The sequence below is a fragment of the Erythrobacter sp. AP23 genome (genome assembly GCF_001542855.1).
Lineage (GTDB): Bacteria > Pseudomonadota > Alphaproteobacteria > Sphingomonadales > Sphingomonadaceae > Qipengyuania.
In genome coordinates this window covers 641,734-668,410 of record NZ_LNBY01000001.1, presented here as the reverse complement: position 1 = coordinate 668,410, position 26,677 = coordinate 641,734, and the positions used below count along the sequence as shown (strand labels likewise).

24 protein-coding genes and 1 pseudogene are annotated in these 26,677 nt (G+C 62.3%); 13 read left to right on the top strand and 12 right to left on the bottom strand.

The window, feature by feature from the left end:
• Positions 1-40: 40 nt before the first annotated feature.
• Genes ASS64_RS03175 through rimK form a run of 4 tightly spaced genes read left to right on the top strand, consistent with a single transcriptional unit; the run spans position 41 to position 4,272 of the window.
• Complete coding sequence (locus tag ASS64_RS03175; RefSeq protein WP_067689707.1) at positions 41-1,885, top strand: M2 family metallopeptidase; 1,845 nt, start codon at positions 41-43, stop codon at positions 1,883-1,885.
• Entirely contained in the window at positions 1,879-2,895 is a 1,017-nt protein-coding gene (locus ASS64_RS03170) for a YncE family protein (protein ID WP_067689704.1), read from the top strand. Before ASS64_RS03175 ends, ASS64_RS03170 begins: the two co-directional genes overlap by 7 nt.
• Positions 2,892-3,356, top strand: coding sequence for a RimK/LysX family protein (locus tag ASS64_RS03165; protein WP_067689701.1), 465 nt, complete (start codon positions 2,892-2,894; stop codon positions 3,354-3,356). Before ASS64_RS03170 ends, ASS64_RS03165 begins: the two co-directional genes overlap by 4 nt.
• A gap of 10 nt (positions 3,357-3,366) precedes the next feature.
• Positions 3,367-4,272, top strand: a complete 906-nt coding sequence (rimK, locus tag ASS64_RS03160) for a 30S ribosomal protein S6--L-glutamate ligase (RefSeq protein ID WP_067689698.1) — start codon at positions 3,367-3,369, stop codon at positions 4,270-4,272.
• A 167-nt stretch (positions 4,273-4,439) separates the two neighbouring features.
• Here rimK and ASS64_RS03155 read toward each other — a convergent pair whose 3' ends face one another.
• From ASS64_RS03155 to rpsF, 5 genes and pseudogenes are all read right to left on the bottom strand, one after another.
• Positions 4,440-5,408, bottom strand: a complete 969-nt coding sequence (locus tag ASS64_RS03155) for a DMT family transporter (RefSeq protein WP_067689696.1) — start codon at positions 5,406-5,408, stop codon at positions 4,440-4,442.
• A 135-nt stretch (positions 5,409-5,543) separates the two neighbouring features.
• Positions 5,544-6,998, bottom strand: a pseudogene (locus ASS64_RS03150) (AMP nucleosidase); the annotation flags it as partial.
• Between the two features lie 114 nt (positions 6,999-7,112).
• On the bottom strand, positions 7,113-7,781 hold the full coding sequence (rplI, locus tag ASS64_RS03145) for a 50S ribosomal protein L9 (RefSeq protein ID WP_067689690.1): 669 nt from the start codon (positions 7,779-7,781) through the stop codon (positions 7,113-7,115).
• Between the two features lie 11 nt (positions 7,782-7,792).
• Positions 7,793-8,017, bottom strand: a complete 225-nt coding sequence (gene rpsR / locus ASS64_RS03140; protein ID WP_067468986.1) for a 30S ribosomal protein S18 — start codon at positions 8,015-8,017, stop codon at positions 7,793-7,795.
• Positions 8,017-8,382, bottom strand: coding sequence for a 30S ribosomal protein S6 (gene rpsF / locus ASS64_RS03135; protein WP_050601122.1), 366 nt, complete (start codon positions 8,380-8,382; stop codon positions 8,017-8,019). The genes rpsR and rpsF overlap by 1 nt, the downstream gene beginning before the upstream one ends.
• A gap of 153 nt (positions 8,383-8,535) precedes the next feature.
• Between rpsF and ASS64_RS03130 the strand changes: the two genes are divergently transcribed.
• The 3 genes from ASS64_RS03130 (at position 8,536) to ASS64_RS03120 (ending at position 12,630) form a co-directional block, all read left to right on the top strand.
• On the top strand, positions 8,536-9,762 hold the full coding sequence (locus ASS64_RS03130; RefSeq protein WP_198147618.1) for a hypothetical protein: 1,227 nt from the start codon (positions 8,536-8,538) through the stop codon (positions 9,760-9,762).
• Positions 9,763-9,813: 51 nt separating this feature from the next.
• Complete coding sequence (locus ASS64_RS03125) at positions 9,814-10,764, top strand: DUF808 domain-containing protein (RefSeq protein ID WP_067689684.1); 951 nt, start codon at positions 9,814-9,816, stop codon at positions 10,762-10,764.
• A gap of 423 nt (positions 10,765-11,187) precedes the next feature.
• Positions 11,188-12,630 (top strand): diguanylate cyclase, encoded by a 1,443-nt coding sequence (locus tag ASS64_RS03120; RefSeq protein ID WP_198147617.1) that lies wholly within the window; start codon positions 11,188-11,190, stop codon positions 12,628-12,630.
• Here ASS64_RS03120 and ASS64_RS03115 read toward each other — a convergent pair.
• A complete protein-coding gene (locus ASS64_RS03115) occupies positions 12,627-14,054 on the bottom strand; it encodes a Mur ligase family protein (protein WP_067689678.1) in 1,428 nt (475 codons plus the stop codon). The two genes, ASS64_RS03120 and ASS64_RS03115, sit on opposite strands and share 4 nt — an antisense overlap.
• A 54-nt stretch (positions 14,055-14,108) precedes the next feature.
• Between ASS64_RS03115 and ASS64_RS03110 the strand changes: the two genes are divergently transcribed.
• From ASS64_RS03110 to dnaN, 5 genes are all read left to right on the top strand, one after another.
• Complete coding sequence (locus tag ASS64_RS03110) at positions 14,109-14,933, top strand: LD-carboxypeptidase (RefSeq protein ID WP_067689675.1); 825 nt, start codon at positions 14,109-14,111, stop codon at positions 14,931-14,933.
• A 22-nt stretch (positions 14,934-14,955) separates the two neighbouring features.
• Positions 14,956-15,891, top strand: a complete 936-nt coding sequence (gene fabD / locus ASS64_RS03105; protein WP_067689672.1) for an ACP S-malonyltransferase — start codon at positions 14,956-14,958, stop codon at positions 15,889-15,891.
• A 31-nt stretch (positions 15,892-15,922) separates the two neighbouring features.
• Entirely contained in the window at positions 15,923-16,303 is a 381-nt protein-coding gene (locus ASS64_RS03100; RefSeq protein ID WP_067689669.1) for a GxxExxY protein, read from the top strand.
• A 52-nt stretch (positions 16,304-16,355) separates the two neighbouring features.
• A complete protein-coding gene (gene fabG / locus ASS64_RS03095) occupies positions 16,356-17,108 on the top strand; it encodes a 3-oxoacyl-[acyl-carrier-protein] reductase (protein ID WP_067689666.1) in 753 nt (250 codons plus the stop codon).
• 244 nt (positions 17,109-17,352) lie between these two features.
• Entirely contained in the window at positions 17,353-18,477 is a 1,125-nt protein-coding gene (gene dnaN, locus ASS64_RS03090; protein ID WP_067689663.1) for a DNA polymerase III subunit beta, read from the top strand.
• Positions 18,478-18,487: 10 nt separating this feature from the next.
• On the opposite strand, the gene ASS64_RS03085 is transcribed toward dnaN, so the two are convergent.
• Positions 18,488-19,438 (bottom strand): acyltransferase, encoded by a 951-nt coding sequence (locus tag ASS64_RS03085; RefSeq protein ID WP_067689660.1) that lies wholly within the window; start codon positions 19,436-19,438, stop codon positions 18,488-18,490.
• A 137-nt stretch (positions 19,439-19,575) separates the two neighbouring features.
• Here ASS64_RS03085 and ASS64_RS03080 point away from each other — a divergent pair, with 137 nt between their 5' ends.
• Positions 19,576-20,649 (top strand): DUF2855 family protein, encoded by a 1,074-nt coding sequence (locus tag ASS64_RS03080; RefSeq protein ID WP_067689657.1) that lies wholly within the window; start codon positions 19,576-19,578, stop codon positions 20,647-20,649.
• Here ASS64_RS03080 and ASS64_RS03075 read toward each other — a convergent pair.
• The 5 genes from ASS64_RS03075 to ASS64_RS03055 form a co-directional block, all read right to left on the bottom strand.
• Entirely contained in the window at positions 20,646-21,656 is a 1,011-nt protein-coding gene (locus ASS64_RS03075) for an NAD(P)-dependent alcohol dehydrogenase (RefSeq protein ID WP_067689654.1), read from the bottom strand. The two genes, ASS64_RS03080 and ASS64_RS03075, sit on opposite strands and share 4 nt — an antisense overlap.
• Positions 21,653-22,435, bottom strand: a complete 783-nt coding sequence (locus tag ASS64_RS03070; protein WP_067689651.1) for a crotonase/enoyl-CoA hydratase family protein — start codon at positions 22,433-22,435, stop codon at positions 21,653-21,655. The genes ASS64_RS03075 and ASS64_RS03070 overlap by 4 nt, the downstream gene beginning before the upstream one ends.
• A 4-nt stretch (positions 22,436-22,439) precedes the next feature.
• Complete coding sequence (locus ASS64_RS03065; RefSeq protein ID WP_067689648.1) at positions 22,440-24,191, bottom strand: amidohydrolase family protein; 1,752 nt, start codon at positions 24,189-24,191, stop codon at positions 22,440-22,442.
• 63 nt (positions 24,192-24,254) lie between these two features.
• Positions 24,255-25,742 carry an MFS transporter gene (locus tag ASS64_RS03060; RefSeq protein WP_067689645.1) on the bottom strand — a complete coding sequence of 496 codons (1,488 nt, stop codon included), beginning with the start codon at positions 25,740-25,742 and terminating at the stop codon, positions 24,255-24,257.
• A gap of 34 nt (positions 25,743-25,776) precedes the next feature.
• A complete protein-coding gene (locus ASS64_RS03055; protein WP_369815340.1) occupies positions 25,777-26,655 on the bottom strand; it encodes an alpha/beta fold hydrolase in 879 nt (292 codons plus the stop codon).
• Positions 26,656-26,677: the final 22 nt, after the last annotated feature.

The following is a 26,677-nucleotide window of genomic DNA, read 5'->3' as shown; positions in this document are numbered from 1 at the left end:
CGTGAAACTACACGCAAGAATAATCCCTGAGAGGACAACCATGAAACTCGCATCCGTCGCCCTTTCCGCGCTCGCAATTTCGCTCGCGACGCCCGCGCTCGCCGATCATCACGCTGCCGATACTGACATGGCCAGCGCCTACCCGTTGACCCCGCAGGGTGCGGCCGACTGGGTGGCGATGGTCGAAAAGGACATGTTCGATTTCTCGGTCGAATATGGCCGGGTGCTGTGGATCAATTCGACTTACATCATCCACGATAGCGACCAGCTCGCCGCCAAATACGGTGCCGAGGCGACCGAGAAGTCGGTCAAATACGCCAATGAAGCAGCGAAGTATGCGCAGGTTGCAGGGCTCGATCCAGAAGTCGCGCGCAAGCTCGACATCCTGCGCAACGGCATCGTCATGCCCGCGCCGGTCCGCGATGGTGCGGCGACCGAGCTCAACGAAATCGCCACACGGCTCGGCTCGGCCTACGGCAAGGGCAAGGGCACGCTCAACGGCGAGGAGATCAACGGCAGCGATATCGAGGCCGAAATGGGCAACCTCGACCGCACGCCTGCCGAGAAAGCCGAAATGTGGACCAGCTGGCACGACAATGTCGGCGCGCCGATGCGCGAGGATTACCAGCGCATGATCGCCATCGCCGGCGAGGGCGCGAAGGAGCTGGGCTTCGACGATCTGGGCGCGATGTGGCGCTCGAATTACGACATGTCGCCCTACCAGTTCGCCGCCGAGACCGAGCGCATGTGGCAGGAAGTGAAGCCGCTCTACATGGCGCTGCACACCTATGTGCGTGGCAAGCTCAACGAGAAGTACGGCGACGAGGTGCAGGCCGCCACCGGCCCGATCCGCGCCGATTTGCTCGGCAATATGTGGGCGCAGGAATGGGGCAATATTTATCCGCTGGTCGCGCCTGCGGGTGCCGGCGATATCGGCTACGACCTCACCGAACTGATCGAGCAGAAGGACCTCGACGAGGTCGAGATGGTCCGCGTGGGCGAGCAGTTCTTCTCCTCGCTGGGATTCGAACCGCTGCCCGAGACGTTCTGGCAGCGCAGCCAGTTCGTGAAGCCCGCCGACCGCGAAGTGGTCTGCCATGCCAGCGCCTGGGACGTCGACAATGTCGACGACCTGCGCATCAAGATGTGCATCAAGCGCAATGCGGACGACTTCAAGGTCATCCACCACGAGCTCGGCCACAACTACTACCAGCGCGCCTACAACCAGCAGGACTATCTGCACCTCAACGGCGCAAACGACGGCTTCCATGAGGCTATCGGCGACATGATCTCGCTGTCGATCACCCCCGAGTACCTCGTCCAGATCGACATGCTCGACCGGGCCCAAGTGCCCAGCGCCGACAAGGACATCGGCCTGCTGCTGCGCGAAGCGATGGACAAGGTCGCATTCCTACCCTTCGGCCTGATGGTCGATCGCTATCGCTGGCAGCTCTTCGACGGCACCATTCCCGCAGAGGGTTTGAACAAGGGCTGGAACGACCTGCGCCTCGAATACCAGGGCATCGTGCCGCCGGTCGAGCGCGACGAGACCAAATTCGATGCGGGCGCGAAGTACCACATCCCGGGCAACGTGCCCTACACGCGCTATTTCCTCGCACGCATCCTGCAGTTCCAGTTCTTCAAGGCCGCGTGCGACCAGGCCGGCTGGGAAGGCCCGCTGCACCGCTGCTCGTTCTACGGCAACGAAGAGGTCGGCAAGAACCTCAATGCGATGCTCGAAATGGGCGCCAGCAAACCTTGGCCCGACGCGCTCGAAGCCTTCACCGGCGAGCGTCAGATGAGCGGCAAGGCGATGGCCGAATACTTCGCCCCGCTGAAGGCATGGCTCGATGAACAAAACGCGGGTAAGACGGAAGGGTGGTAAGTCGCTTCGCCTCGCTCCTGGTCCTTCCGCTCGCGGTCGCCTGTGCGCCCGTGGCGGGGGAAGGGGATGCCGCCTCCCAGCCTATTGCGAGCGATGTCGAGGGCGCCCTGTTCGTCGCGGGCAAGTTCGGCAACACGCTGTCGAAGGTCGATCTTGCTACGGGCCAGCAGGTCGTCAGCGTCGACAGCTGTGCCAATCCACACGAATTGGCGACTTCACCCGATGACAGCCACGTCGCGCTGGCCTGCTACGGCGGCACGAGCGTCGACATCTTCAAAACTGCCGATCTTTCGAAGGTTGCTAGCGTCGACCTCGGCGAGAACGCGCGGCCGCACGGCATCGTGTGGCATGCGAATGGCGATCTCTATGCGACTGCCGAAGGGCGCCAATCGATCTTCTGGATCCGCGACCCGCTGGGCGCGGCAGAGACCTTCGAATACGGATCGGGCCAACGCGGGACGCATATGCTCGCGGTTGCTCCCGACGGCACGCACGCCTGGACCACCGATCTAGGATCGCGCACCGTCACGCTGATCGACCTCAAGACCCGCCGGTCACCGCAATCGGTCGAGGTCGGGGAAGAACCCGAAGGCATCTGGCTGTCGCAGGATGGCGAAACCCTTTGGGTGTCGGCGCGCGGTTCGAACGCCGCTTTCATGCTCGACCCGCAATCGCTCGAAGTGCGCCAGAGGATCGAAACCGGCGCGTTCCCTCTGCGCATCACGCTGCGCCCGCAGGGCGACTATGCGGTCACATCCGACCTCGCCGATGGCGGCTTGACCGTGATCGACACGGCCACCGGCAAGGTCGTGCGCAGCATCGCCGTGTCGAGCCCGTCGGAGGCCGCGGCGCGCGCGCAGGTGACGATCCTCTTCTCGCCCGATGGCGAACGCATTTATGTCGCCGAAACGCGCAACGATACGATCGCCGAAGTCGATTTCGACACCGGTGAGGTTCTGCGCCGCCTGCCGGGGACCGGTGGCGGCGACGGGATTGCAATCATCGAATGAGCGCCCAACGCAGGGATCTGCCGGTGGTCGGCTGGCGCGAGCTGGTGCACCTTCCCGAACTGGGATTGCACGACGTCCCGGCGAAGATCGACACCGGCGCGCGGACGTCTTCGCTTCATGGCACGGTGATCGAGGAATTCGAACGCGATGGCGAGCAATTCGTCCGCTTCGCGGTGGATTTCGAACAGCAGCACGTGCGCCAGGTTTGCGAGGCGGTGCATGTCGACATTCGCGGTATCACCAGCTCGAATGGGGAAACGCAGCGACGCTATGTGATCAAGACTCCGCTCAGGATCGGGGACGTCGAATTCCGCGCGGAAATCAGCCTCGCGGATCGCCGGGACATGCGCTTTCCCATGCTGATCGGCCGATCCTCGCTGCGCCGTCGATTCGTAGTCGACAGCGGCTATTCCTGGCTGCAGACGCCCGAACGCAAGACCACGAAAGGGCACAAGCCCTGAGGAGAACACCATGAAAATCGCGATGCTGGCGCGCAATGCCAATCTCTATTCGCACCAGCGCCTCAAGCAGGCGGCGGAGGAGCGCGGACACCAGCTCGATATCCTCAACACCACGCGTTGCACGGTCCATATCGCCAGCCACCGACCCGAGGTTTACTACAATGGCGAGCCCTGTGTCGGTTACGACGCGGTGATTCCGCGGATCGGCGCGTCGATCACCAATTACGGCCTGGCGATCCTGCGGCAATTCGAAATGCGCGGCTGCTGGCCGCTCAACGAGAGCGTCGCGATCGGGCGTAGCCGCGACAAGCTGCGTTCGATGCAGATCCTCGCCAAGCATGGGTTGGGGCTGCCGCTGACTGCCTATGCCAACGATCCCAAAGCGGCCGAGGAAATCATCAAGGCGGTCAATGGCCCACCCGTGGTGATCAAGTTGCTCGAGGGAACACAGGGCATCGGCGTTGTGCTGGCCGAAACGATGAGCAGCGCCAAGTCGGTGATCGAGGCCTTCCGCGGGGCCAACGTCAATATCCTTGTGCAGGAATTCATCAAGGAGGCCGGCGGTACCGATATCCGTGCACTGGTGGTCGGCGGCAAGGTCGTGGCAGCGATGAAGCGCACCGGCGCGCCCGACGATTTCCGCAGCAACCTTCACCGCGGCGGCAGCGCGCAGCTGATCAAGATCACGCCCGAAGAACGTTCGACAGCCGTCCGTGCGGCGAAGCGTATGGGGCTCAACGTGTGCGGCGTCGACATGCTGCGCAGCAACCACGGACCGGTGATTATGGAGGTGAACTCCTCACCCGGCCTCGAGGGCATCGAGAAGGCGACCGAGAAGGACGTCGCCGGAATGATCATCGAGTTTATCGAGAAGAGCGCGAAGGACGGCAAGACGAAGACGAAGGGGCAGGGGTAGGATCGGGATTGACCGCGATGCGCAGATCGCCCTGATGCGCGTCGAATTCGATCCAATGAGGGATGCCGTTGGCGTTATCGCGCGGCCACGGTTCGGCCATCCCTGAGGGCAGTTGGGGCGGGCCGGACCGCCGTGCGAAAGCGATTACGGCTCGAGAGACGGTCTCGTCAGCCTCCACCTCCATGCAAGCTGCCATCGCGATAGCGCCGGCGCTTGAATCGTCTGCGGATTGCGGCGATCGGTCTGCCGTCGATTGCCGCGAGTCCGAGGCCGACGAGAACCATGCCCGCGACATGCTTCGCGGCCAATGTTTCGCCGAGCACCACCACTCCGAGTATGATCGCGCTGATCGGGATCAGGAAGGTGACCAATAGCAGGTTGGTGGCACCCGCCGTCGAGAGAATCCGGAAATAGAGAATATAGGCGATCGCCGTCGACAGGATAGCCAAGCCCAGAAGCGATGCGATTGTGGACGGGGATGGAACGGCCAGAGTCCAGGGTCGATCGACGATCATTGCAACGGGCATCAGTATGATCGTGGACATCGTAACCTGGCCGGTTGCCGTGGCCATGGGCTGGACGCCCATTTCCTTGAACCGCCGGCCGAATATGCCTGCCAGCGCGTAGGAAAGCGCTGCGGCGAGTACAGCCAGTTGGGCGAGCGCATCCATCTGGATCGAACGGAACACCGCTATGCCGATCATGATGGCAACGCCGCAAAATCCGAGCGAAACCCCGATGAATCTGGCTCTGGTCAGCCTTTCGTCGGCGGTCAGGAAATGTGCCAGGACCACAGTGAAGAGTGGGGTCGTCGCGTTCAGGATCGATGCCACGCCACTGGCAATATGGGTCTGACCCCAGACGATCAGGCTGAAGGGAACGACGTTGTTGAGCAGGCCCATCGCGAGAAATGCCAGCCAGACTTCGCGTTGTAATGGCAATTTATTCCCGCGAAACGCCATGATCGCGAGCAGGGTTGCCGCCGCGATGGCAAGCCTGGCAGTGACGATCGTTAGTGGCGGGAGCTCATTTACCGCGACTTCGATGAAAAAGAACGAACCGCCCCATAGCACCGAAAGGCCAACGAGCAGGGCCCATTCCGCGCCCGACATGGAATGATTGTTGGCACGCTCCATATGCGGGTTGCTCCGTTCGCACAGACAGTCCGAACAGCATTGTCAGGCATTGGGTCGGCAGACGTCCCGTTTCTTGCGCTCAAAGCAATCGCGACACGTCAGGGTACGGGTTCTTCGCCGCGGTCACGGACTAGCTTACCTGAACGGCGGCTCGTTGAAAGCGCGCAGCTTGCGGCTGTGGAGGCGCGGGCCTTCCTCTTTCAGCCTGCGGCAGGCGGTGACACCGATCTGGAGATGCGCGGCAATCGCCTGCTCGTAAAAGGCGTTGGCCTGGCCGGGCAGCTTGATCTCGCCATGCAGCGGCTTGTCCGAAACGCACAGCAGCGTGCCGTAAGGCACGCGGAAGCGGAAACCCTGACCGGCGATGGTGGCGCTTTCCATGTCCACCCCGACCGCACGGCTGAGGCTCATGCGGTGTGCGGAATTGGTATAACGCAGCTCCCAGTTGCGATCGTCGGTGGTGACCACGGTGCCGGTGCGCATGCGTTTCTTGAGGTCCGCGCCGTGTTCGCCCGATACCTCTTCCGCCGCACCGGCCAGTGCCTGCTGCACTTCTGCGATGGCGGGAAGGGGGATTTCGGGCGGAAGGACCGGGTCGAGCACATGGTCGTCGCGCAGATAGGCGTGGGCGAGCACGTAATCGCCGATCTTCTGGCTTGGCCGCAGACCGCCGCAATGTCCGATCATCAACCAGGCTTCGGGACGCAGTACCGCAAGATGGTCGCAGATGGTCTTGGCGTTGGACGGGCCGACGCCGATATTGACCAGCGTGATGCCTTCCTTGTTGGGGCCGACGAGATGGTAGGCCGGCATCTGATGCCGCCGCCATGCCGTGTCGGACAATTGCTCGCGCGCATTGTCGGTTTTCTCGGTCAGCATAAGCCCGCCCGCGCCGGCGAGTGCGGTGTAACCGTTCGATCCCAGCTGCGAACCCGCCCAGTCGACGAATTCGTCGACGTAGCGGTGATAGTTGGTGAAAAGGACGAAGCGCTGGAAATGCTCGGTGCTCGTGCCGGTATAATGCGCCAGGCGCGCGAGGCTGAAATCGGTGCGCAGGCCGTCGAAAAGCGACAGCGGGATCGCATCGTCGGGACCTTCAAGCACGATGCCGTCGGCCAATTCGTCGCCGATATCGGCGAGCTCGGTCGAGGGAAAATGCCGCGCGATCAGGTTGGGATCGACCCCGACCAGTTCGGCGCCCGCTTCTCCATCGAGGACATAGGGAAAGGGGATCTCCTGCCGCGAGGAGCCCACTTCGAACTCGACCTCGTAATTTTCGGAAATCAGTTCGAGCTGCTCGCGCAGGTAATCGCGGAACAGCGCAGGGCGCGTGACCGTGGTGGTGTAGAGACCCGCCGCGTTCAGCCGACCGAAGGCACGATTGCGATCCTCGGGCTGGTCGCCGCCGCGAAAGCGCAGGCGCAATTCGGGATAGGCGTAGCTTCCGTCGCTGCGGCGTTCGGGCGCGGGCAGTTCGCGCTCGCGCCCGAAAGCGATGACGTCCTCGCGCAGCCGCTCCACCGCCGCGTCGTAAATCGTCTCGATTCGGTCGAGCGTCTGTTCGATCGATTCCATGGGCGCTTCTCCTGCCTCTTGTTGTTTTCGCTTTTGCGTCTCGCCCGCAGATAGGGATTGCGGGCGTCTCTTACAAAAAGGGCGCGGGGGCCGAAGCCGCCGCGCCCTGAATGTTCTCGTCGCCGAAGGTCAGGCGTCGTCGCCGTCGGGCGCGGTCGCTTCGATCTTGGCTTCGGTTTCGCTCACACCTTCGGGCGTGCTGACGCCGTCTTCGAGCATGTCGGCGGGAATTTCGCCGGGCTCGAGCGTCGGGTCGACGCGGTTGGCTTCGGCCTGCTCTTCGATCTCGCGCTGTTCGTCTTCGAACATCTGCGCCATCACGTCGATGCCCTGGCTCTGCAGTTCGGCTTCGTCGTCCGAGCGAGCGACGTTTGCCTTGATCGACACCGAAACCTCGGGGTGGAGGTCGATGCGGACTTCATGCATGCCGATCGTCTTGATCGGGTCACCCATGATGACCTGCTTCTTGTCGATGTCGTGGCCCTTGTCGTTGAGCGAGGCGGCGATGTCGCGCACGTTCACCGAGCCGTAGAGCTGGCCGGTGTTCGACGAGGCGCGGATCAGGACGATCTCTTCGCCATTGACCTTCTCGCCGGCCTTTTCGGCTTCGCTGCGGCGCTCGGCGTTTTCCTTTTCCAGGCGCTCGCGGTTCGCTTCGAAGACCTTCTTGTTGGCTTCGTTGGCGCGCAGGGCCTTCTTCTGCGGGAGCAGGAAGTTGCGGGCATAGCCGTCCTTCACGGTGACGACGTCACCGATCGAGCCGAGCTTTTCGATCCTCTGAAGGAGAATGATATCCATGGATTTTCCCCTTACTTCACGATGTACGGCAGCAGGCCGATGTGGCGCGCACGCTTGATGGCCTTGGCCAGTTCGCGCTGCTTTTTCGCGCTGACGGCGGTGATGCGGCTGGGGACGATCTTGCCACGTTCGGACATGAAGCCCTGGAGGAGGCGGACGTCCTTGTAGTCGATCTTGGGGGCGTTCTTGCCCGAGAACGGGCAGGACTTGCGGCGGCGGAAAAACGGGCGGGCCATCAGTTACGCTCCTCACGGTCGCGGCGCTTCTTCGCATCGCGCTCGTTCTTGCGCATCATCACGCTGGGGCCTTCTTCGTGTTCTTCGACACGGATGGTCATGTAGCGGATGACGTCTTCGTTGATGCGCGTCTGGCGCTCGAGCTCTTCCACGACGGCACCGGGGCCCTCGATGTTGAGCATGACGAAATGCGCCTTGCGGTTGCGGTCGATCTTGTAGGCGAGGTTCTTGAGGCCCCAGGTCTCCGTCTTGGTGACCTTGCCTTCATTCTTCTCGACGATCTCGGTGGCGGTGGCGGCGAGCTGGTCGACCTGAGCCTGGCTCAGGTCCTGTCGCGCCAAGAAAACATGCTCGTAGAGAGCCATGCCCTTGTCCTTTCACTTAGCGGCCGATCGCTGGCTGATCCGCGGGATTGCGGGGCCCCTCCGGCTTTCTTCGAATCCCCCGGGGCGGACCCGAGGGATGCGCGCACATAGCGGGATTGGCGCGGAATGCAAGCCTCTGCATTGGGTCGCGAGGTGACCGAAACATACAATCAATCGCACTTATCGTTGATGATGAAGGGGGTGGAGGTAGGGGGTATGAAAAAGTTTCACTCATGGTCGGCAGTATTCGGCAGTTTCGCGGTCTTGTTCGCTCATTCCGCTGTCGCCCAGACGCCACCGGAAGCGCAGGATGGGACGACCATCGTCCAATCCACCGATAGTTTCCGTATCGAAAAGCTGGCAACTGGCGGTCAGTCTATACCCGACAACGCGTACACTCGTCTCGTAATCGAGGCGGACCCCGAGGCGCTGAAAACGCTCGGATACGGTAAGCGTTCGGCATTCTGGCGTTTGGCAGCCGGCAAGAAATACAGTTATGCGGCCGTCCTCAAGGCACAAACGGGGCGATTTTCGGATACGATTCCGATCTATGGGCGTGATTATGAGAGCTCGCGCAAAATCGGGGAGAGTTTCGAACGAAAGGTCAGCGGCGACATTCTGGCCTTCCCGTACTTTCTGGTTGGTAGCGAAGCATCCGCCGGCATCGTAAGCTTCGTGTTCGATGCGAACATGACCGAGACCACCAGTACGGAGATTTCAGCCAATACGCTCGGCGTCGTACGAAATCTCCTCAAGGCAGTCGCCCCATCGTCCAGCGTCGTCACTACACTGACCGCAGATTCCAGCCGGTCGGTGGCCGATAAGATCGACGGGCAGGTCAACAAGCTTTTCGGAACGTCGATGGCCGAGGGAAAGACCTTCGACCTCAATATGAGAACGACAAACTCATACAGGATTACGGTTTACGCGCCATATCGGGAACTGAACGAGATGGAATATGATCGAACGGTGGGCCGCTGGACCCTTTCGGTCGCTCAGCCCCGGGCATCGATGTTCGTGGAATCCGACTGCAGTTCTTCTTGCGACTGGGCCGGCGCATTCGAGGGTGCCACGGCCAATCCGTCGAACGTCCTGCAGTTCAAGCTTGTCGATCAGATAGGCGACCAAGGCGACGTTGCGGCATATCTGCAAGCCAGAGATTGGTGGACCGAGACCGTTTCCAGCCTCGAAGACGGCAACAATCAGGAAAAGGATTTCGGCAAATTCTGCAACAAGATACGCGATGCGATTCAAGGCCTCGGGTTCAATTTCACGGACGGCACAATCGTCGCTGCATCGGTGGCACGCTCTGGATTGGTCTCATCCGGCCTGGGTGCATCGATGCAAGGTGAATCTTCCTGCAAAATTCAACCAGCTTGAATTGGCTGCCGCTCGCGGGCAATGCGCTCGCTTTAGCTGGAGGAGTAACGCGTGCCCGGTGGACTTGTAGCCCTGCTCGACGACGTATCGATCATTGCGCGTGCAGCGGCGGCCTCGGTCGACGATATCACCGTTGCGGCCGGCAAGGCAGGTTCGAAGACGGCCGGAGTGGTGATCGACGATGCGGCGGTGACACCGAGCTACGTGACGGGCCTCAGCCCGGCGCGAGAGTTGCCGATCATTTGGAGCATCACCAAGGGTAGCTTCAAGAACAAGCTCATCATCCTGCTGCCCGGCGCTCTATTGCTGAGCTGGCTGCTGCCGAGCGCGATCATCTTCATCCTCATGCTGGGCGGGGCGTATTTGTCCTACGAGGGCGCCGAGAAGGTGATGGAAAAGCTCGGCGGGCAAAAGCACGGCCAAACGGTCGACGATGTGATCGACGATCCGGTGGCGTTCGAAATGAAGCGCATAAACGGTGCGATCCGGACCGACCTGATCCTGTCGGCGGAGATCATGGCGATTACGCTGAACGAGGTCGCATCGGAAGATTTCGTGGTGCGCGCCGGCGTGCTGGCGATCGTCGGGATTGCGGTAACGGTGGTGGTCTATGGTTCGGTTGCCCTGATCGTGAAGCTCGACGATATCGGCCTGCATCTCAGGGAGAAATCCTCACAATTTGCGCAGGCGTTCGGCCGCTTCCTCGTGAACTCGGTTCCTTACCTGCTGACCTTCCTCTCCTTCATCGGGACCATCGCCATGCTGTGGGTAGGCGGCGGGATCATCCTCCACGGCCTCCACGAACTGGGTATCCACGGACCTTCAGACTGGGCGCATGGCTTGCAACACACGGTCGAGGCGGCGACCGGGGAGATGTCCGGCATTCTCGGCTGGACGACGTATGCAGGCCTGTCGGCGCTGGCAGGCCTCGCGCTCGGTTTCGTCATCGCGATCCTGCTGCACAATGTCTTGGGCGTGGGTACCGCGGAGAAGGCGCATTGAGATCGTATTTTCCAGGCGCCGGCGAATCCCTTCGCGCCTGTTTTCCCTTTTCGGCACACCATGGATTCCGGTGCAGGCGGGAGTTTCGCGGATTGATAGGCTGGTGCGCTAACGAATAACGAAGATAGGGCGGAAGATAGGGCAAGGGTGCGGCGGTTTTGTGCAATCATGGCAGGATGCTTTGGCCTGATAACGGCCGCACCTGCTGCCGCCCACGCAATCGATCTCGAAGACAGGGTGTGTACCGGCGGCGCCGACAGCGTGGAAGCCGCATTGGACCTTCCCACCCAAGGCCTCCAATGTTCCGGTAACCGTTTCGATCTCCAAGACAGGTTCGTGCGCACTTCGGTGCAATTGGAGGATCTCTTTCTCCCTCAAATCTCCGAGATGATGTGGCAGCCGGTTGCATCGAATTTCGAGTCGATGCTCATTCGATTTACCTATGCGGACGGGACCCAACGGATCGTCGACGTGGACCACCAACTGCCTGCACGCGACTGGTTTGCGGGAAATCGCTTCAACGTTCCGGTCCCGTCCTATCCGGAGCAATTGGTGGCGGTCGACACGGTTATAGAAGAACCGCATTCGCGAATGACCATCCGGAGTCCGCGCCTCATGGCGCAGGACCATGTGGAGCAGGATAACTTCGGGCGATCTCTGGTCTACGCACTGGTGCTCGGGCTCTTGATCCTGCCGGTTTTCTACGACCTGCTGTTTTTTCGCATCCTGCGGCAGAGTTTCATAATCTGGCATCTGGTCACGGTCGGCAGCATGGCGGCCTATACCCTCTTACATTCGGGCCTTATCTACGTCGTCATCCCGAACCTGGGCCTCGGAGCCCGGTGGTGGGGTATGGTCTCCAGCTTCGTCTTCTCGGTCTCTTCTGCGATCTTTCTGGTTCGCGGACTCATCGAGCGCCGCTGCATGACGCGACGCATGCTCGTGACCATGAACATTGCAGCCATCATTCCTCTTGCGTTGCTGGTCGTCTCATTCGTCGGGGTCGACCAATTGCGAATAGTATCGAATCAGCTGCAATTGCTCGGCTTCATCCCTTCGGCACTCATGGTGCTGGCGGTCTTGTTGATTGCCCTCGCCAAAGGCAGCCGCGGCGCAGTCTGGGCGATGCTGGGTCTTGGCGGGCTGATCATCGTCGGCGCGATGCGGCTGCTTAAGGGGCTCGATCTATATTTTCTGCCTTTCCCGGTGGCGGATATGATCTTTGCGGCGATGGTGGGGCTGTCGGTCTTCACGACCTTTGGGGTGGGCGACAGGTTCCTGAGCCTGCGCCGGGACCGCGATTTTGCGCGCGATCAGGCGATCCGGCTGCGCCAGGTGGCCAATACCGACGGGCTTACAGGCCTCGCCAACCGCCGCGCTTTCGACATGATGGGGCGTCTGAGCAAAGGATACGGGCTGCTGGTCATCGACGTCGATCGCTTCAAGCAGGTCAACGACAGTCACGGGCATCAGGTCGGCGATGCGGTCTTATGCCAGCTCGCCAGCGTGCTGCGCGCGGCTCTCGAGGATCGACCCGGTGCGCGCGTTTTTCGTCTAGGAGGGGAGGAGTTCGCGGTCATCGCCAAGGTCGGCGCCAGGGAGGCCCTGAGAGACTTGGCCGAAGATCTGCGGAACCGTGCGGACGGTTCGGACGAAATGACCAAGAACCTCGACCTGCCGCCCGTCACGGTCAGTATCGGCGGCGTGCTGGGCCAGGGCCAGTTGATCCACGAAGCGTTCGGCAATGCCGATGCGGCGCTCTATCGCGCAAAGGAAACCGGCCGCAACCGAACGGTGATCTTCCCCTACGATCAGGATCAAGAGCGACGCCGCGAGATGCGTTTCGAGCGTCTCGGCGGAGGCTAGTTCAACCTGCCGAAGAGATCGCGCGCGAAGGCGCTCAGCGTATCGTCCCGCGCGCCCATGATGACGATGCGATCGCCGGGCCGCGCGATACTCGCCAGCCTTTCGCCTACCTCCTCGCGCGAAGGGACGTATTCGGCATCGCCGCCAGCATCCTCGATCAGCCGCACGATCCGCTCGCTACCCTGGCTGCGATCGACCGTCCCCCCGAAATAGACCGGATCGCACAGGATCACACGATCATCTTCGTCGAGTTCCTGGGCGAAGGTTTCTGCCAGCTCTTCGCCCATCTGGACAAGCGGGCCGTAGCCATGCGGCTGGAAGAATGCGAGCACGCGGCCCGGATGCGCCTTGAGCGTGCGCAGCGTGGCGGCGCATTTCTCCGGATTGTGCCCGAAATCGTCGATCACCGTGATGGCCGAGGTACTGGTTCCGACCACGTCGAAGCGGCGTGCCAACCCCTCGAATGCAGCGAGCGCCTCGACCGCCCTGGCCACCGGGATGCCCGCCGCAGCCGCACCGGCAATCGCAGCGAGTGCGTTCGACAGATTGTGCCGCCCGGGCAGATTGAGCATAAGCGCGTGCTCGCTGCCATCGTGCCGGTCGATCACCATCGCCGCCTGGCGCATCGGACCCTCGGCAATCGAACCTGGCACGATGCCGATTTGCGCCTTTTCTTGCTCGATGCCGAAGGTAATCGTTTCCTTGGCATGCGGCAGCAACGCAAGCGCTTCGGCATCGTCGGCATTGATCACCGAGATGCGGCTACGCGCGAGATATTCGCCGAAAAGCTGGCGCAGTTCCTCCATGCTCTTGTGGTCGAGGCTGACGTTGAGCAGCACGCCCACTGCCGGGCGGTAGAGCGCGATCGAACCGTCGCTTTCGTCGACCTCGCTAACGTAAAGGGTCTGCCCGCCGACCACTGCGCTCGCATAGGGACGTTCGGGAGCGACGAAATTTTTCATCACCGCGCCATTCATGATCGTCGGCTCGCGCCCGCAGGCGTGTAGGATCCAGCCGAGCATTCCGGTAACGGTCGACTTGCCGCTGGTGCCGGCCACCGCGATCCCGGCGCCGCTGGTATTGAACAGGATCGAATTGAGCTCCGCGCGGCTGAGACGCAGGCAGCCAAGCTCCTTCGCCCGTTGCACTTCGGGCACGCTGTCCTCGACCGCTGCGCTTGCAACCAGGATCTGCTCCTTCGAAACCATACCGCTGCCGTCCTGCGGATGCAGCGCGAAACCCTGCCGCTCGAGCGCGCCGAATTTCTCGGGCGTACGGCCCTGGTCGCGGCTTCGGTCCGAGCCTTCGACCGTGCAGCCGCGCCCTGCCAGGATCTGTGCCAACGGCAGCATTCCCGATCCGCCGATCCCGCAGAAGAAGAAGGGACGGGCGAAGAGTTCGTCTGGAGTGGGCATATCGCTCATCCGCGTGCAGCTATTGAGTTGTGCCGCCCGATACAAGCGCGCTAGCAGACGCAGATGGTCAGAATTGCGATCTGCGCCCCCGGAAAACGGTTGAAGCGCGAGCGGGCCGAGGCTCTCGAAGCGTTGGTCGCGCGGCGCGACGATGTTTCGCTGCACTTTCACGAGCAGTGCTTTCTCGAGGACGGTCATTTCGCCGGGAGCGACGAAGTACGGCTCGCGGCCTTGCTCGAATGCGCCAACGATACGGATTTCGATGCGGTATGGTTCGCTATGGGCGGCTACGGGTCGAACCGCATCGCAGCGCGGGCGGTCGCGCAGATGAACAATGCGGCGCGCGGCAAATCCTATCTCGGCTATTCGGACACGGGATTTTTGCTAGGCGCGCTTTACCGGCATGGCATCGGGCGCGTGGCGCATGGGCCGCTGGCGGGCGATATCAGGCGCGATGGCGGCGAGGCGGCGATCGAGCGCGCGCTCGATTGGCTCAAGGGCGGTTCGCAGGGACTGGAACCGCATCTCGACCAACGGCCCGCCGCCGCATTCAACCTGACCACGCTCGCAATGCTGGTCGGGACCGAACTGGCGCCCGACCTTTCGGATCATGTCGTCATGGTCGAGGAAGTGGCCGAGCATCTCTATGCAGTCGACCGGATGTTCTTCCATGTGACACAGCACCTGTCCGGCATAGCGGGCTTGCGACTCGGGCGGGTTAGCGAAGTGCCCGAAAACGACCGGCCGTTCGGCAGCGACGAACTCGCCATCGCGCAGGATTGGTGCACGCGCAGCGGTATCCCGTTCCTCGGGCGCGCCGACATCGGTCACGATGCAGCCAACACAATTGTTCCCTTCGGGCTTGAGGCGCGCCGCACACGAGCCTAGGCGCGCTCGCGAGGAGATTTTCATGACTGCATTCATCTTTCCCGGACAGGGCAGCCAGAAGGTCGGCATGGGTGCCGCACTCGCCGATGCCAGCGCGCATGCGCGCGAGGTGTTCGAAGAAGTCGACGAGGCTTTGAAGCAGAAGCTTTCCGCGCTGATGAAGGACGGGCCCGAGAGCGAGCTCACCATGACGGCCAACGCGCAGCCGGTGATCATGGCCAATTCGGTCGCCACGGCGCGCGTGCTGGAGAAGGAATTCGGCGTTGCGCTCGCCGATGCGGCCGATTGCGTCGCAGGCCACTCGCTGGGCGAATACAGCGCGCTGTGCGCTGCCGGAGCCTTCTCTCTGACCGATACCGCCAAGCTGCTGCGCCTTCGCGGTATCGCCATGCAGGATGCCGTCCCGATCGGCGTCGGCGCGATGGCCGCCCTGCTCGGCGCCGATATCGACAAGGCGACCGCCCTTGCCGAAGCTGCCGCACAGGGTCAGGTGTGCGAAGTCGCCAACGACAACGATCCCACGCAGGTCGTGATTTCCGGCCATGCCGAGGCGATCGAGCGCGCCATAGAAATGGCCAAGGATCACGGCGTCAAGCGCGGCATCAAACTGCCCGTTTCGGCGCCCTTCCACTGTTCGCTGATGGGTCCCGCTGCCCTGCGCATGAAGAACGCGCTGGAAGAGACACCCCCTCAGGCCTTCACCGTCCCGTTGTTCGCCAATGTCACCGCCGCGCGCGTCACCGACCCGGCGGAAGAACAGGGTCTGCTGGTCGAACAGATTACCGGTCGCGTGCGCTGGCGCGAGAGCGTCCTCACGATGCGCGAGGCGGGGGTGGAGCGCTTCGTCGAACTGGGCGGGAAAGTGCTCGGCCCGATGGTCGGCCGCATCGATAAGGAGGCGACCACGGTCAACCTCGTCACCATGGAAGACCTGGAAAACTTCGCGAAGGAAATTTGAACGCTCACGGAGGCGCTGAGGCGCAGAGGCCATGGAGATCGACCTCAATCGCTTGACCGGCGCCGTGATCGAGGAGTGCATTCGCATCCACCGCGAACTTGGCCCTGGCCTGCTCGAATCCGTTTACGAAACGGTTCTTGCCGGTAGCCTTCAGCGCCGCGGATTCAAGGTCGACCGGCAAGTGCCGGTCGACATCCACTATGACGGGCTGACCTTTTCGAAGGCGTTCCGCGTCGACCTGCGGATCGACGGCGTGCTGCTCCTCGAAATCAAATCGGTAGAGAAGCTGTCTAACTTGCACGCCAAGCAGTTGCTGACCTATCTGCGGCTCACCGACAGCCGATTGGGGCTGCTGCTGAATTTTTCCGGCGAAACCATGAAAGAGGGAATTCGCCGCGTCATCAACGACTAGGGTGCATCCCCTCTGCGCCCCTGCGCCTCTGTGAGCGCATTGAGGAGGAAATATGTTCTCACTTGAAGGCAAGACCGCCCTCGTTACCGGTGCCAGCGGCGGGATCGGCTCCTCGATCGCCTATGCGCTGGCCAAGCAGGGCGCACGGCTCGCGCTATCGGGTTCCAACGGAGACAAGCTGCGCGCCTTTCGCGAGCAGTTGAACGACGAATTCGGCCACGATCATGTCGAGATCACCTGTGATCTGTCGAATTCGACACAGGTCGAGGAGCTGATCCCCGCCACGGTCGACACGCTCGGCAGCATGAACATCCTGGTCAACAATGCCGGCATCACGCGCGACAATCTCGCCATGCGGATGAAGGATGAGGAATGGGACGATGTGATCCGCATCAACCTCGAAGCCAGCTTTCGCCTGATGCGCGCGAGCGCACGCCCTATGATGAGGGCAAAAGGCGGCCGGATCATCTCGATCACCAGCGTGGTCGGTCACACGGGTAATCCGGGGCAGATGAACTACACCGCGGCGAAGGGCGGACTGACTGCCATGTCGAAGAGCCTCGCGCAGGAGCTCGCCAGCCGCAACATCACCGTCAACTGTGTCGCCCCGGGCTTTATCCGCACCGCGATGACCGATGCGCTGACCGACGAGCAGAAGGCCGCGATCAATGACCGCATCCCGATGGGCCGGATGGGCGAGGGCGAGGAGATCGGCGCAGCCGTGACCTATCTCGCCAGCGACGAAGCAGCCTATATTACCGGCCAGACGCTGCATGTGAACGGCGGCATGGCGATGATGGGGTAGGGAATAGGGAAGAGTTTGGTGGCGTCTTTCTGCGTCTGACTGCGTCAGTCGCTGGAACAGTGAAGTGAAGCGCGGAGGCGCTCCGCGCACACGACAAAAACCCCTACTTTTCCCCAAGGAATCACTCCTCAGCGGCGTCCAGCCTTGCTCCACATGTCGGCCCCGCTAGGGTGACTATCCGTATTCCGGCGCTGGTGGGGCGATTCCGGCCTGCCCAGTGCCCAAAAGGGACGAAAGTAGGACCATGAAGGCCACCATCGAACGCGCGACGCTGTTGCGTTGTCTCAGCCACGTCCAGTCGGTCGTAGAACGCCGCAACACCATCCCCATCCTCTCGAATGTGCTGATCGAGGCCGAAGGTGACAATTCGCTTAAGGTGATGGCGACCGACCTCGACTTGCAGGTTGTCGAGCATATGGACGCGAGCGTCGAAAGCGCTGGTTCCATCACCGTTTCCGCGCATCTGCTGTTCGATATCGCGCGCAAGCTGCCAGAGGGTTCGCAGGTGAGCCTGGAAGCGGCGGAGAACCGTATGGCGATCAAGGCGGGCCGCAGCCGCTTCTCGCTGCCGACCCTGCCGCGCGACGATTTCCCGGTGATCGTCGAGGGCGACCTGCCCACCAGCTTCGAACTGCCCGCGAAGACGCTGGCCGAACTGATCGACCGCACGCGCTTCGCCATCTCGACCGAGGAAACGCGCTATTACCTCAACGGGATCTTCTTCCACGTATCGGACGATGCCGACCCGGTGCTCAAGGCTGCCGCGACCGACGGCCACCGTCTCGCACGCTTCACGCTGCCGCGCCCGGATGGCGCCGAAGGCATGCCAGATGTGATCGTGCCGCGCAAAGCCGTGGCCGAACTGCGCAAACTGCTCGAGGAAGCGATGGACGGGAATGTCCAGATCGACCTGTCGGCCAGCAAGATTCGCTTCACTCTCGGCGGCGAGGGCGGCGTAGTCCTGACCAGCAAGCTGATCGATGGCACTTTCCCCGATTATTCGCGCGTGATTCCAACGGGTAACGACAAGCTCCTCAAGCTCGATCCGAAGAGCTTTCACGAAGGTGTCGACCGTGTGGCGACCATCGCCACCGAGAAAACGCGCGCGGTTAAGATGGGCCTCGACAAGGACAAGGTCACGCTGACCGTCACCAGCCCTGACAACGGCACGGCGACCGAGGAAGTGCCCGCCGAATATGCCTCGGACGGCTTCGAGATCGGCTTCAATGCAGCCTATCTCAAGGATATCCTCGGTCAGATCGACAGCGACAATGTCGAGATCCACCTCGCCGATGCCGGCGCGCCGACCCTCATCCGCAAGGACGAGAACTCGCCTGCCCTTTACGTCCTCATGCCGATGCGGGTCTGACCGGCTTTCTTCAGGCGGCGGGAACGGCGGCTCGGGGCCGGGCTTGCTGCACGCGCGCAATGAGCCATACACGCGCAGGCCTGTCGCAAAACCGGTCGAGTGCCAGCGATAGCGCCGCTATCGCAGCGCATGCGCTTGCAATCACGAGATTGCCGCCTCCGGCTGCCAATGCGATCAGTGGTACGTGGACGCAATATAGCGGGTAAGAGAGGTCGCCCAGTACGGCCGCTGACCGGCGCTGGGGCAGTTCGATCCGCGCCGTCCATGCGACGATAAGCGGGACGCCGATCAGGGCTGCGACGACGGCCGCATTGTTGTCTGCCGTACCGATTGTGAGGAAGCCGACCACAGCCAGGCCGATGGGAAGCCAGGCGCCATTGCCAGTGTGCCGCCGGTCGATGCCTTGCCTGCGATAGATCAACACGCCCGCAGTAAAGCCGTAGCCAACTCGTGCGAGACCGCCCACGATCGATGGCCAGTCGGCTCCGAAGTCCGCAAACCTTCCCGGTGAAAATGCCATGTTGATCAATACAAGGGCGCTCACAGCCATGATCGCGAGGAGCATTATTGCTTTCAAGCGGTAGAGCAGCAGGGCGAAAGCGAAATAGGCGAGCATTTCGAACATGAGCGACCACAGCGGCGGGTTCGCGGGAAACAGCAGGGTGGGTGATTTCCAATTGGGAAGGAGGAACAGCATACCTGCATGTCCTCCATGCAGCATCATGCCCAGCACCGCGCCCAGTGCGAGCATCGGCCAAAGCCTGACAGCTCGCCGAAGCAGGAATTCGCGCGTCGAGAACCCGTTCCTCAATCGCTGTTCGTAGGCATGAGCGATGACAAAACCGCTGAGACAGAAGAACAGGTCAACGGCGAGAAAGCCGCCGGTCATATGCAGAGCAAAGCTGGCCTCGGCATGGAAGAGCATGACACAGACGGCTGCCACACCGCGTATCGCATCCATGGTTGCGAAACGGCCGTCTGCTGGGGTGCTCCTGCCCATTGTTCCGCGCTAGTCCAACATGATTAAGGAAGGCTTGTCGGTGACCTATCGCCAGAACCTTTTCCGCACGCTAGCGTGACATTGAAGGAGAATTCACGATGGTCACGCAGGTTCATGTCAACAAGTCGGATATCGGCAAGGCCGAGCTTGCGGAATTGGCCACGGAAACGCTTGCCGACAGTGCTGTACGGCTCGCGATCGAGAGTTTCTCGGTCACCGCCAACAACGTGACCTACGCGGTGGTCGGCGACGGTTTCGGTTACTGGAACTTCTTCCCCGCGCCGGACGGCAAGGGCATCGTGCCGATGTGGGGGCACGCCCGGGTCGTCGAGAGCAACCACCCCGACATCGCCGTTGGCGAACGGGTCTATGGCTACCTTCCGATGGCGAGCCATCTCGACGTGCTGCCGGGCAAGGTCTCGACCGGCGGCTTTACCGACATGGCCGAGCATCGCCAGCCGATGAGCCCGATCTACAATCAGTATTCACGCCTTGCAGCCGATCCCGAGCACGATCCTGCACGCGAGGGCGAACGGATGATCTTCGGGCCGCTGTTCAAGACCGGCTTCCTGATCGAGTATTTCATGCGTTCGGAAGACTGGTTCGGCGCATCGCAGGTCATCCTCACCAGCGCCTCGTCCAAGACCGCCATGGGCCTGGCGAGTGTGGCCAAGCATCGCTCGCCGCAGGTAAGGCGGATCGGGCTGACTTCCGCGGGCAATGTGGACTTCGTGAAGGAAAGTGGTCTTTACGACGAGGTGCTGGCCTATGACGATGTCGGCTCCATCGCAGCCTCACCCAGCGTATCGGTCGATTTCGCCGGCAATTCGGGTCTACTCAAGTCGATGCACACGCATCTCGGCGAGGCGCTCAAATACTCCTGCCTCGTTGGCGTGACGCATATCGACGAGCGTGCCGGCGGGACCGAGGACATTCCGGGACCCACGCCGACGCTGTTCTTTGCGCCGGACCATGCGGTGGCGCTGTTCAAGAATGTTGGGCCGGAAGAGGCTGGCAAGATGCTGGCGGAGAGCTGGCACGCCTTCCTCGCCGATGCGGGAGACAGCGTGACGATCGAGCGCCGCCAAGGGCTTGCCGCCGCACGCGACGTCTTTGTCGAAATGGTTGGGGGGACGGTCGATCCCGCGAAGGGGATCGTAATCGAGCCCTAGATTTCCACCGCAATCTTGCCGAAGTGGCTGCCGCTTTCCTGGTGGCGGAATGCATCGGCGAGGTTTTTCAGCGCAAAGCTGTCGCTGATCTGGGGTTTGATCCCATTCGCGTCGATCGCGGCGATCATTTCCTGCTGCATCGTGCGGCTGCCCACGGTCAGGCCCTGCACCTTGAGGTTTTTCGAGAACAGCAGCGCGGTCTGGACCGGTCCGGCGAAGCCTGCGAGCACGCCGATCAGCGCGATATGTCCCCCGACGCGCGTTGCCAGCATCGACTGGTCAAGCGTTCCGGCACCGCCGATTTCGACCACGCAATCAACGCCGCGCCCGCCGGTGATCTCGAGCGCTTTCGGACCCCAGGCCTGCACTTCCTTGTAATTGATGAGATGGTCCGCGCCCAGTTTGCGGACGCGTTCCAGCTTCTCGTCCGAGGAGCTGGTGGCGATCACCGTCGCACCCGCCGCTTTTGCGAATTGCAGCGCGAAGATCGATACGCCGCCTGTGCCCTGCACCAGAACGGTATCGCCGGGCTTCAGCGAATAGTCGACGAACAGCGCACGCCAGGCGGTCAGCCCCGCGCAGGTCAGCGTCGCCGCCTCGGCGTGGCTGAAGCCCTCCGGGGCCCGCGTGAACCAGTGCGTCGGCGCGGTGATCGCCTCGCGCGCATAGCCATCGATCCCATCGCCCGGAACGCGGGTGAAGGCGGTGGCGGGCGGTTCTCCGTCGAGCCAGTCGGGAAAGAAGGTGCTGACGACATGGTCGCCGACGGCGAACTCGGTAACGCCTTCGCCGATAGCGGTAACTTCTCCCGCACCGTCCGACATTGGGATGCGGCCCTGCTGGGTCGGGATCATGCCTTTGACCACGGCATAGTCGTGATAATTGAGCGAGCTCGCCTTCAGCCCGACTGTGACCTCTCCCGGTCCCGGGGCAGGTGCATCGTCGATCTCGCAATAGTCGAGCGCTTCGAGTGTCGAGGGGCTGGCGCCGGTGCGGATGGCTTTCATTGCGAACTCTCCGAATTTTTGAATTCCCCGTGACGTCCGGTCCCGGCGGCGAAACGCGCTGCCCCCGATTGCGTCTCGCCACTTTCGACTATGGCCATGCCGAGCTGCATTTCATTGCGGATGGCATCGTCCTCTTCGAGCGACCATTGCTCGATGGCGGAACGCCGGTCGCTGCGCATGCAGGCTTGCGGAAAGCTGGCGATCTGGTTGGCCAGCGCAAGGGCATGTTCGAGGGCACCCCCGCTGGGAGACACCCGGTTGGTCAGCCCGATGGATTCGGCTTCTTGTGCATCGACCGGCCGGCCCGTCAGGATCAGGTCCATGGCGCGCGAGTGGCCGATGAGCCGGGGAAGTCGGATTGTACCCATGTCGATCAGCGGCACGCCGAAGCGGCGACAGAACACACCGAGCACGGCATCTTCCGCCATGACACGCAGGTCGCACCACAGCGCCAGTTCGAGCCCGCCGGCGACCGCATGGCCTTCGATTGCCGCGATCACCGGCTTGGACAGCTGCATCCGGCTCGGGCCCATCGGTGCATCGCCATCGAGCGCCAGACGATTGCCGCCGCCCTCGGCGATCGCGTGCAAATCGGCCCCGGCGCAGAACGTGCCTCCCGCGCCGGTCAGGATCGCGACATTCGCCTCGGCGTCGGCATCGAATCTGGTGAACGCCTGCACGAGCGCTTCTGCCGTCGGGCGATCGACGGCATTGCGGCGTTCCGGCCGCTCGATCGAGACGATCGCGACCGGTCCTTCGCACCGGTATCCGACCGTCATGCGCTTATTCCGCAGCCTCCAGCATCTCGACGCGCTGCGGCCCACGAATCAGGCCGCCGGGGGTTTCGCCGGTCCATTCTCCCTCGCGGAAAGTGACCTTGCCGTTCTTGATCGTCGCGACATAGCCTTCGGCCTTCTGCAGCAAGCGCTTGCCACCGGCGGGCAGGTCGAAGGCGAGCCACGGCTTGCCGAGCTTCAGCCGGTCCATGTCGATGATGTTGAGATCGGCGAGATAGCCCGGCGCGATGATGCCGCGATCTTCGAGGCCGTAGAGGCGCGCGGTGTCGTTACACTGGCGCTTGATCGCATTTTCGAGCGTGATCGTGCCGCGCTCGCGGTCGCGTACCCAGTGCTGCAGCATGAATGTGGGCGAGGCTGCATCGCAGATCGTCCCGCAATGCGCGCCGCCGTCGGACAGCGAATTCACCGTGTCGTCCGACTGCTGGAGGTCCATCAGGAAGTCGAGATTGCCATCCGCGTAATTGAGGATGGGCAGGTAGATGAAGCCCTTGCCATCGTCGCTGCACAGCAGATCGTAGGCATATTCATCGCCCGACTTGCCAGCGGCCTTGGCGCGTTCGAGGATGCTCTCGGCCGCGGTCGGCTCGTAGTTGAAATCGGGGTCCATCTCGAACTGCATGTTCCACCCGCCGCAGACCACCATGATCAGGCCGATGATATCCTGATTGACCTCAGAGAAGTCGTGATGTTCGGCCAGCAGCTTTGCCTTGAATTCGGGATCGAACAGCTTGGCCTTCTGCTCTTCCCACGGCAGGTCCTCGATGTCCTTCCAGCTCGGCTTGAGACGGAAGGGGTGGACGGTGCCCTGCCAGGCCATCACGATGCCGTTCCCGCGCAGGGCGATCTGCGCGACGATATTGGCGCCGTTGTCATTCTCGGCGCGCATGCTCTCGATCTGCTCTTCGAGCGGAAGCTCCTTGGCGATCGACTGGAGCGCGGCGAATGTGACGGGCAGGCCGGTCTCGCGGCTCATCTTGCCCATCCAGCCGAACTCATCCCATTCGCGCATCATGTCGGATGCCATTTCGAAGACGCCGTGACCCGCACGGCCCATCGCGCGGCCGATCTCTACCAGTTCCTCGGCGGTGGCGGTGGTGCCCGGGACGACTTCGCCGTCGATGTCTCGGTGGAGCACGGTACGCGAGGTGGAGAAGCCCAGAGCGCCTGCGCGAACGCCTTCTTCGACGATCTGGCTCATCTGGGCGATGTCGTCCTCGGTCGGCACGGCGCCGGGGCGCTCGCGATCACCCAGCACATAGGCGCGCACCGAACCGTGGGGCACATGCGTACCGACATCGACCGTGCGCGGCATCTTCTCGAGAGCGTCGAGATATTCGGGGAAGGTCTCCCAGTCCCAACTCATCCCTTCGGCGAGCGCGGTGCCGGGGATATCCTCGACTCCTTCCATCAGGCCGATCAGCCATTCGTGCTTGTCGGGCTTGGCGGGGGCGAAGCCGACACCGCAATTGCCCATCACGACCGTAGTCACGCCGTGCCAGCTCGACGGGGCCATTTCCTGGTCCCAGGTAGCCTGCCCGTCGTAATGCGTGTGAATGTCGACAAACCCAGGGGTGACCAGGTGGCCGCCCGCATCGATTTCCTCTTTCGCATCGCCGCTGACTTCGCCGACCTGGGCGATCAGTCCATCCTTGATTGCTATATCGCCGGAAAAGCGGTCCTGGCCGGTGCCATCGACGATTGTGCCGTTGCGAATGATCAGGTCGAATACGGGCATGATTGCGTGCTCCTCTCTCCACGGAGGAAGGTTCCACATTGCAACCGATGAGTCCAGCGGTGTTTAGGTAGTGCGTGCGGGCATTCGGACCGCGAGCAGGACGCCAAGACCGATGACGAATAGCAGGTGGATCGAAGTCATGCCGATCCGCTGATCGCCCGACCAGAGCGTGAATTGTTCGACCAGCAACGGTCCCATCCAGACAGTGATTGTGCCGGCGATGGCATAAAGCCCGAAGAACTCGCCACTGCGCCCCGGCGGGGCGAGCGTGACGAGCATCGTACGGCTGGAAGAGATGCTCGCGGTTGCAGTCACCGCGATGATGCTGATCGACCCGAGGTAGACGAGGTCGGAAAGCGTCCGGAAAACGAGGCCGTCCCACACCACGAAATTGTCGACGAGCCCGAGAAACAGGCTTTCGCGGGTGATCGTAAGCTGGAACAGGCCGACCAGCACCATGCCGAATATCTCGAGCGCGAGCGCGCGTTTGACGCCGACCTTGCCTTCCAGCCAACCGCCGAAAATTCCGCCGCCAAATGCGCAGGCGCTGGCGAAAATCGCGTAGCAGAGCATTTCGAGGAAGTTCCAACCGAGGAACAGTGCGACATAGACGGCACCCAGCGCAAGCAATGCTGCCATGCCATCCGCATAAAACATCCGCGCTATGAGAAATTTGAGCAGCTCGCGGTATTTGGTCGCCTCGCGCACCGTGCGCCAGACACTGAGCGCACCTTCGCGAAATGCTGCGATCCAGCTTGCTCCGGGAACACCGGGATCCTTGGCGTTGGTGAAGAAGGGGATCGAAAAAAGCGCGAGCCAGACCGCGCAGATGGGGCCGGCGAGACGGGCGTGCTCGAATTTCGACAGGTCGACACCGAATTGCGGGACGGCGAAGGGCCAGCCGACCATGGCGGGCAGGACAAAGAGCAGCGCGATGGCAAGGAATATGAGCGTTGCCGCGCCGTTGCCGAGACCAAGCCCCAGGCCCGAAATCATAGCGAGCCGCCTGGGCTCGCCCGACACGCTCAGCATCGCGTTGTGCGTCACCTCGGAATAGGTGTAGCTGACATAGGCGATCACCAGCAGCGCCATGATCGCCGATACGGGCAGGCCCTGTCCGCCCGGCATCGCAAACCACAGCAATGCAGAGCAGATCGTTATCGAGCCCAGGAAGACGGCAAGGATCGGTTTGAGCCTTCCGCCCCGATCGAGCGCGGCCCCGAGAAAGGGGGCGGTCAGCGCGGCGATGAAACCTGCCCATTTGGTAACCGAGGCAATGGTCGCCTGACCCTGTGCATTTGCGGCTGCTCGCGCATCTTCTTGCGACAGATCGTCGAGCGCGCCGCTCGTCAGCAGGTCGGCCCCGATGATGTCGCGCGCGAAATAGGGCGCGAAGATGTAGATGACGATCAGGATGTAGTAGGGGTTGCGGGCCCACTCGAAGATCGCCCAGGCAAAGCCTGTCCTGCCCAGCGCCCCGCCTTCACCGGTCGTCTGTCTGACGGGCTGGTTAGCGAGCGGGTTGGCGGAAAGGGCTGGATCGGTGGCCATCGCTTGTCCCTGTCCGATCCCGCTGCAAGCCCAGTCAGGCAGCCCGGGCCATCTCCGCTTCGGTGGCCGGCGCATCGAGGAAAGTGCGTAGCTTGGCCACGCTGTCGTCGGCATGGGTCAGCAGAAACAGGTGCCCGCCGCCCTCGATCACGTCGAGCTGGGCATTGGGTATTGCCATAGCAAGGATGCGGCCATTGACGAGCGGGACGATCTGGTCGTCGTCGCCCATCATCACCAGCACCTCTTTGCTCAGGAAGGGCAGGGCGGGTAGGCTCGTCCAGCCGAGCATGGCGATGAGCTGATAGAAATAGCCGCGGGGCGAGGGCGGCTTGAGACGGCCGATATGGCTGTCCTTCTGGTGTGCCTGTCCATCGGGATCGATCCCGCCATAAAGCGTCTGAAAATGCTCGTTCATGAATTTCGGATCGATGTAGCGGCGCGGATTGGCCATCTTGGTCAGCGCCTTGGGATTACCCGGCACCATCAACATGCCTGCCGTGGTCGCGGCGAGCACCAGGCGGCGCGTGCGCTTGGGGTATTGCAGGGCAAAATGCTGCGCCATTGCGCCGCCCCAGCTCACTCCCATCACATCGACTTCGTCCACGCCGAGCTGGTCGAGGATAAGGCTCGCCGTCCAGCTCATGGTGAAGGGGTTGTAAGGCAGAGTGGGATCGGGGCTCTCGCCCGTGCCCGGCATGTCGAACATGACGAAGGCACGCTCGGTCAACATCTCTGCGAGCGGTGCGACCGCCTCGATATTGGCGCCGATACCGTTGAAGAACAGAATCGGCGGATGGTCCGATGGCTCCTCCAGCCGCCAGTAAGCGACGCGTAATGTCCGACCACCCGCCTCCATCATCTGGATGTTCGCGGTCCCAGAGGATTCTTGGGGCTCGTACTTGCTTGCGGTCACTCGCGCGTCCTTTGTGCGGCTG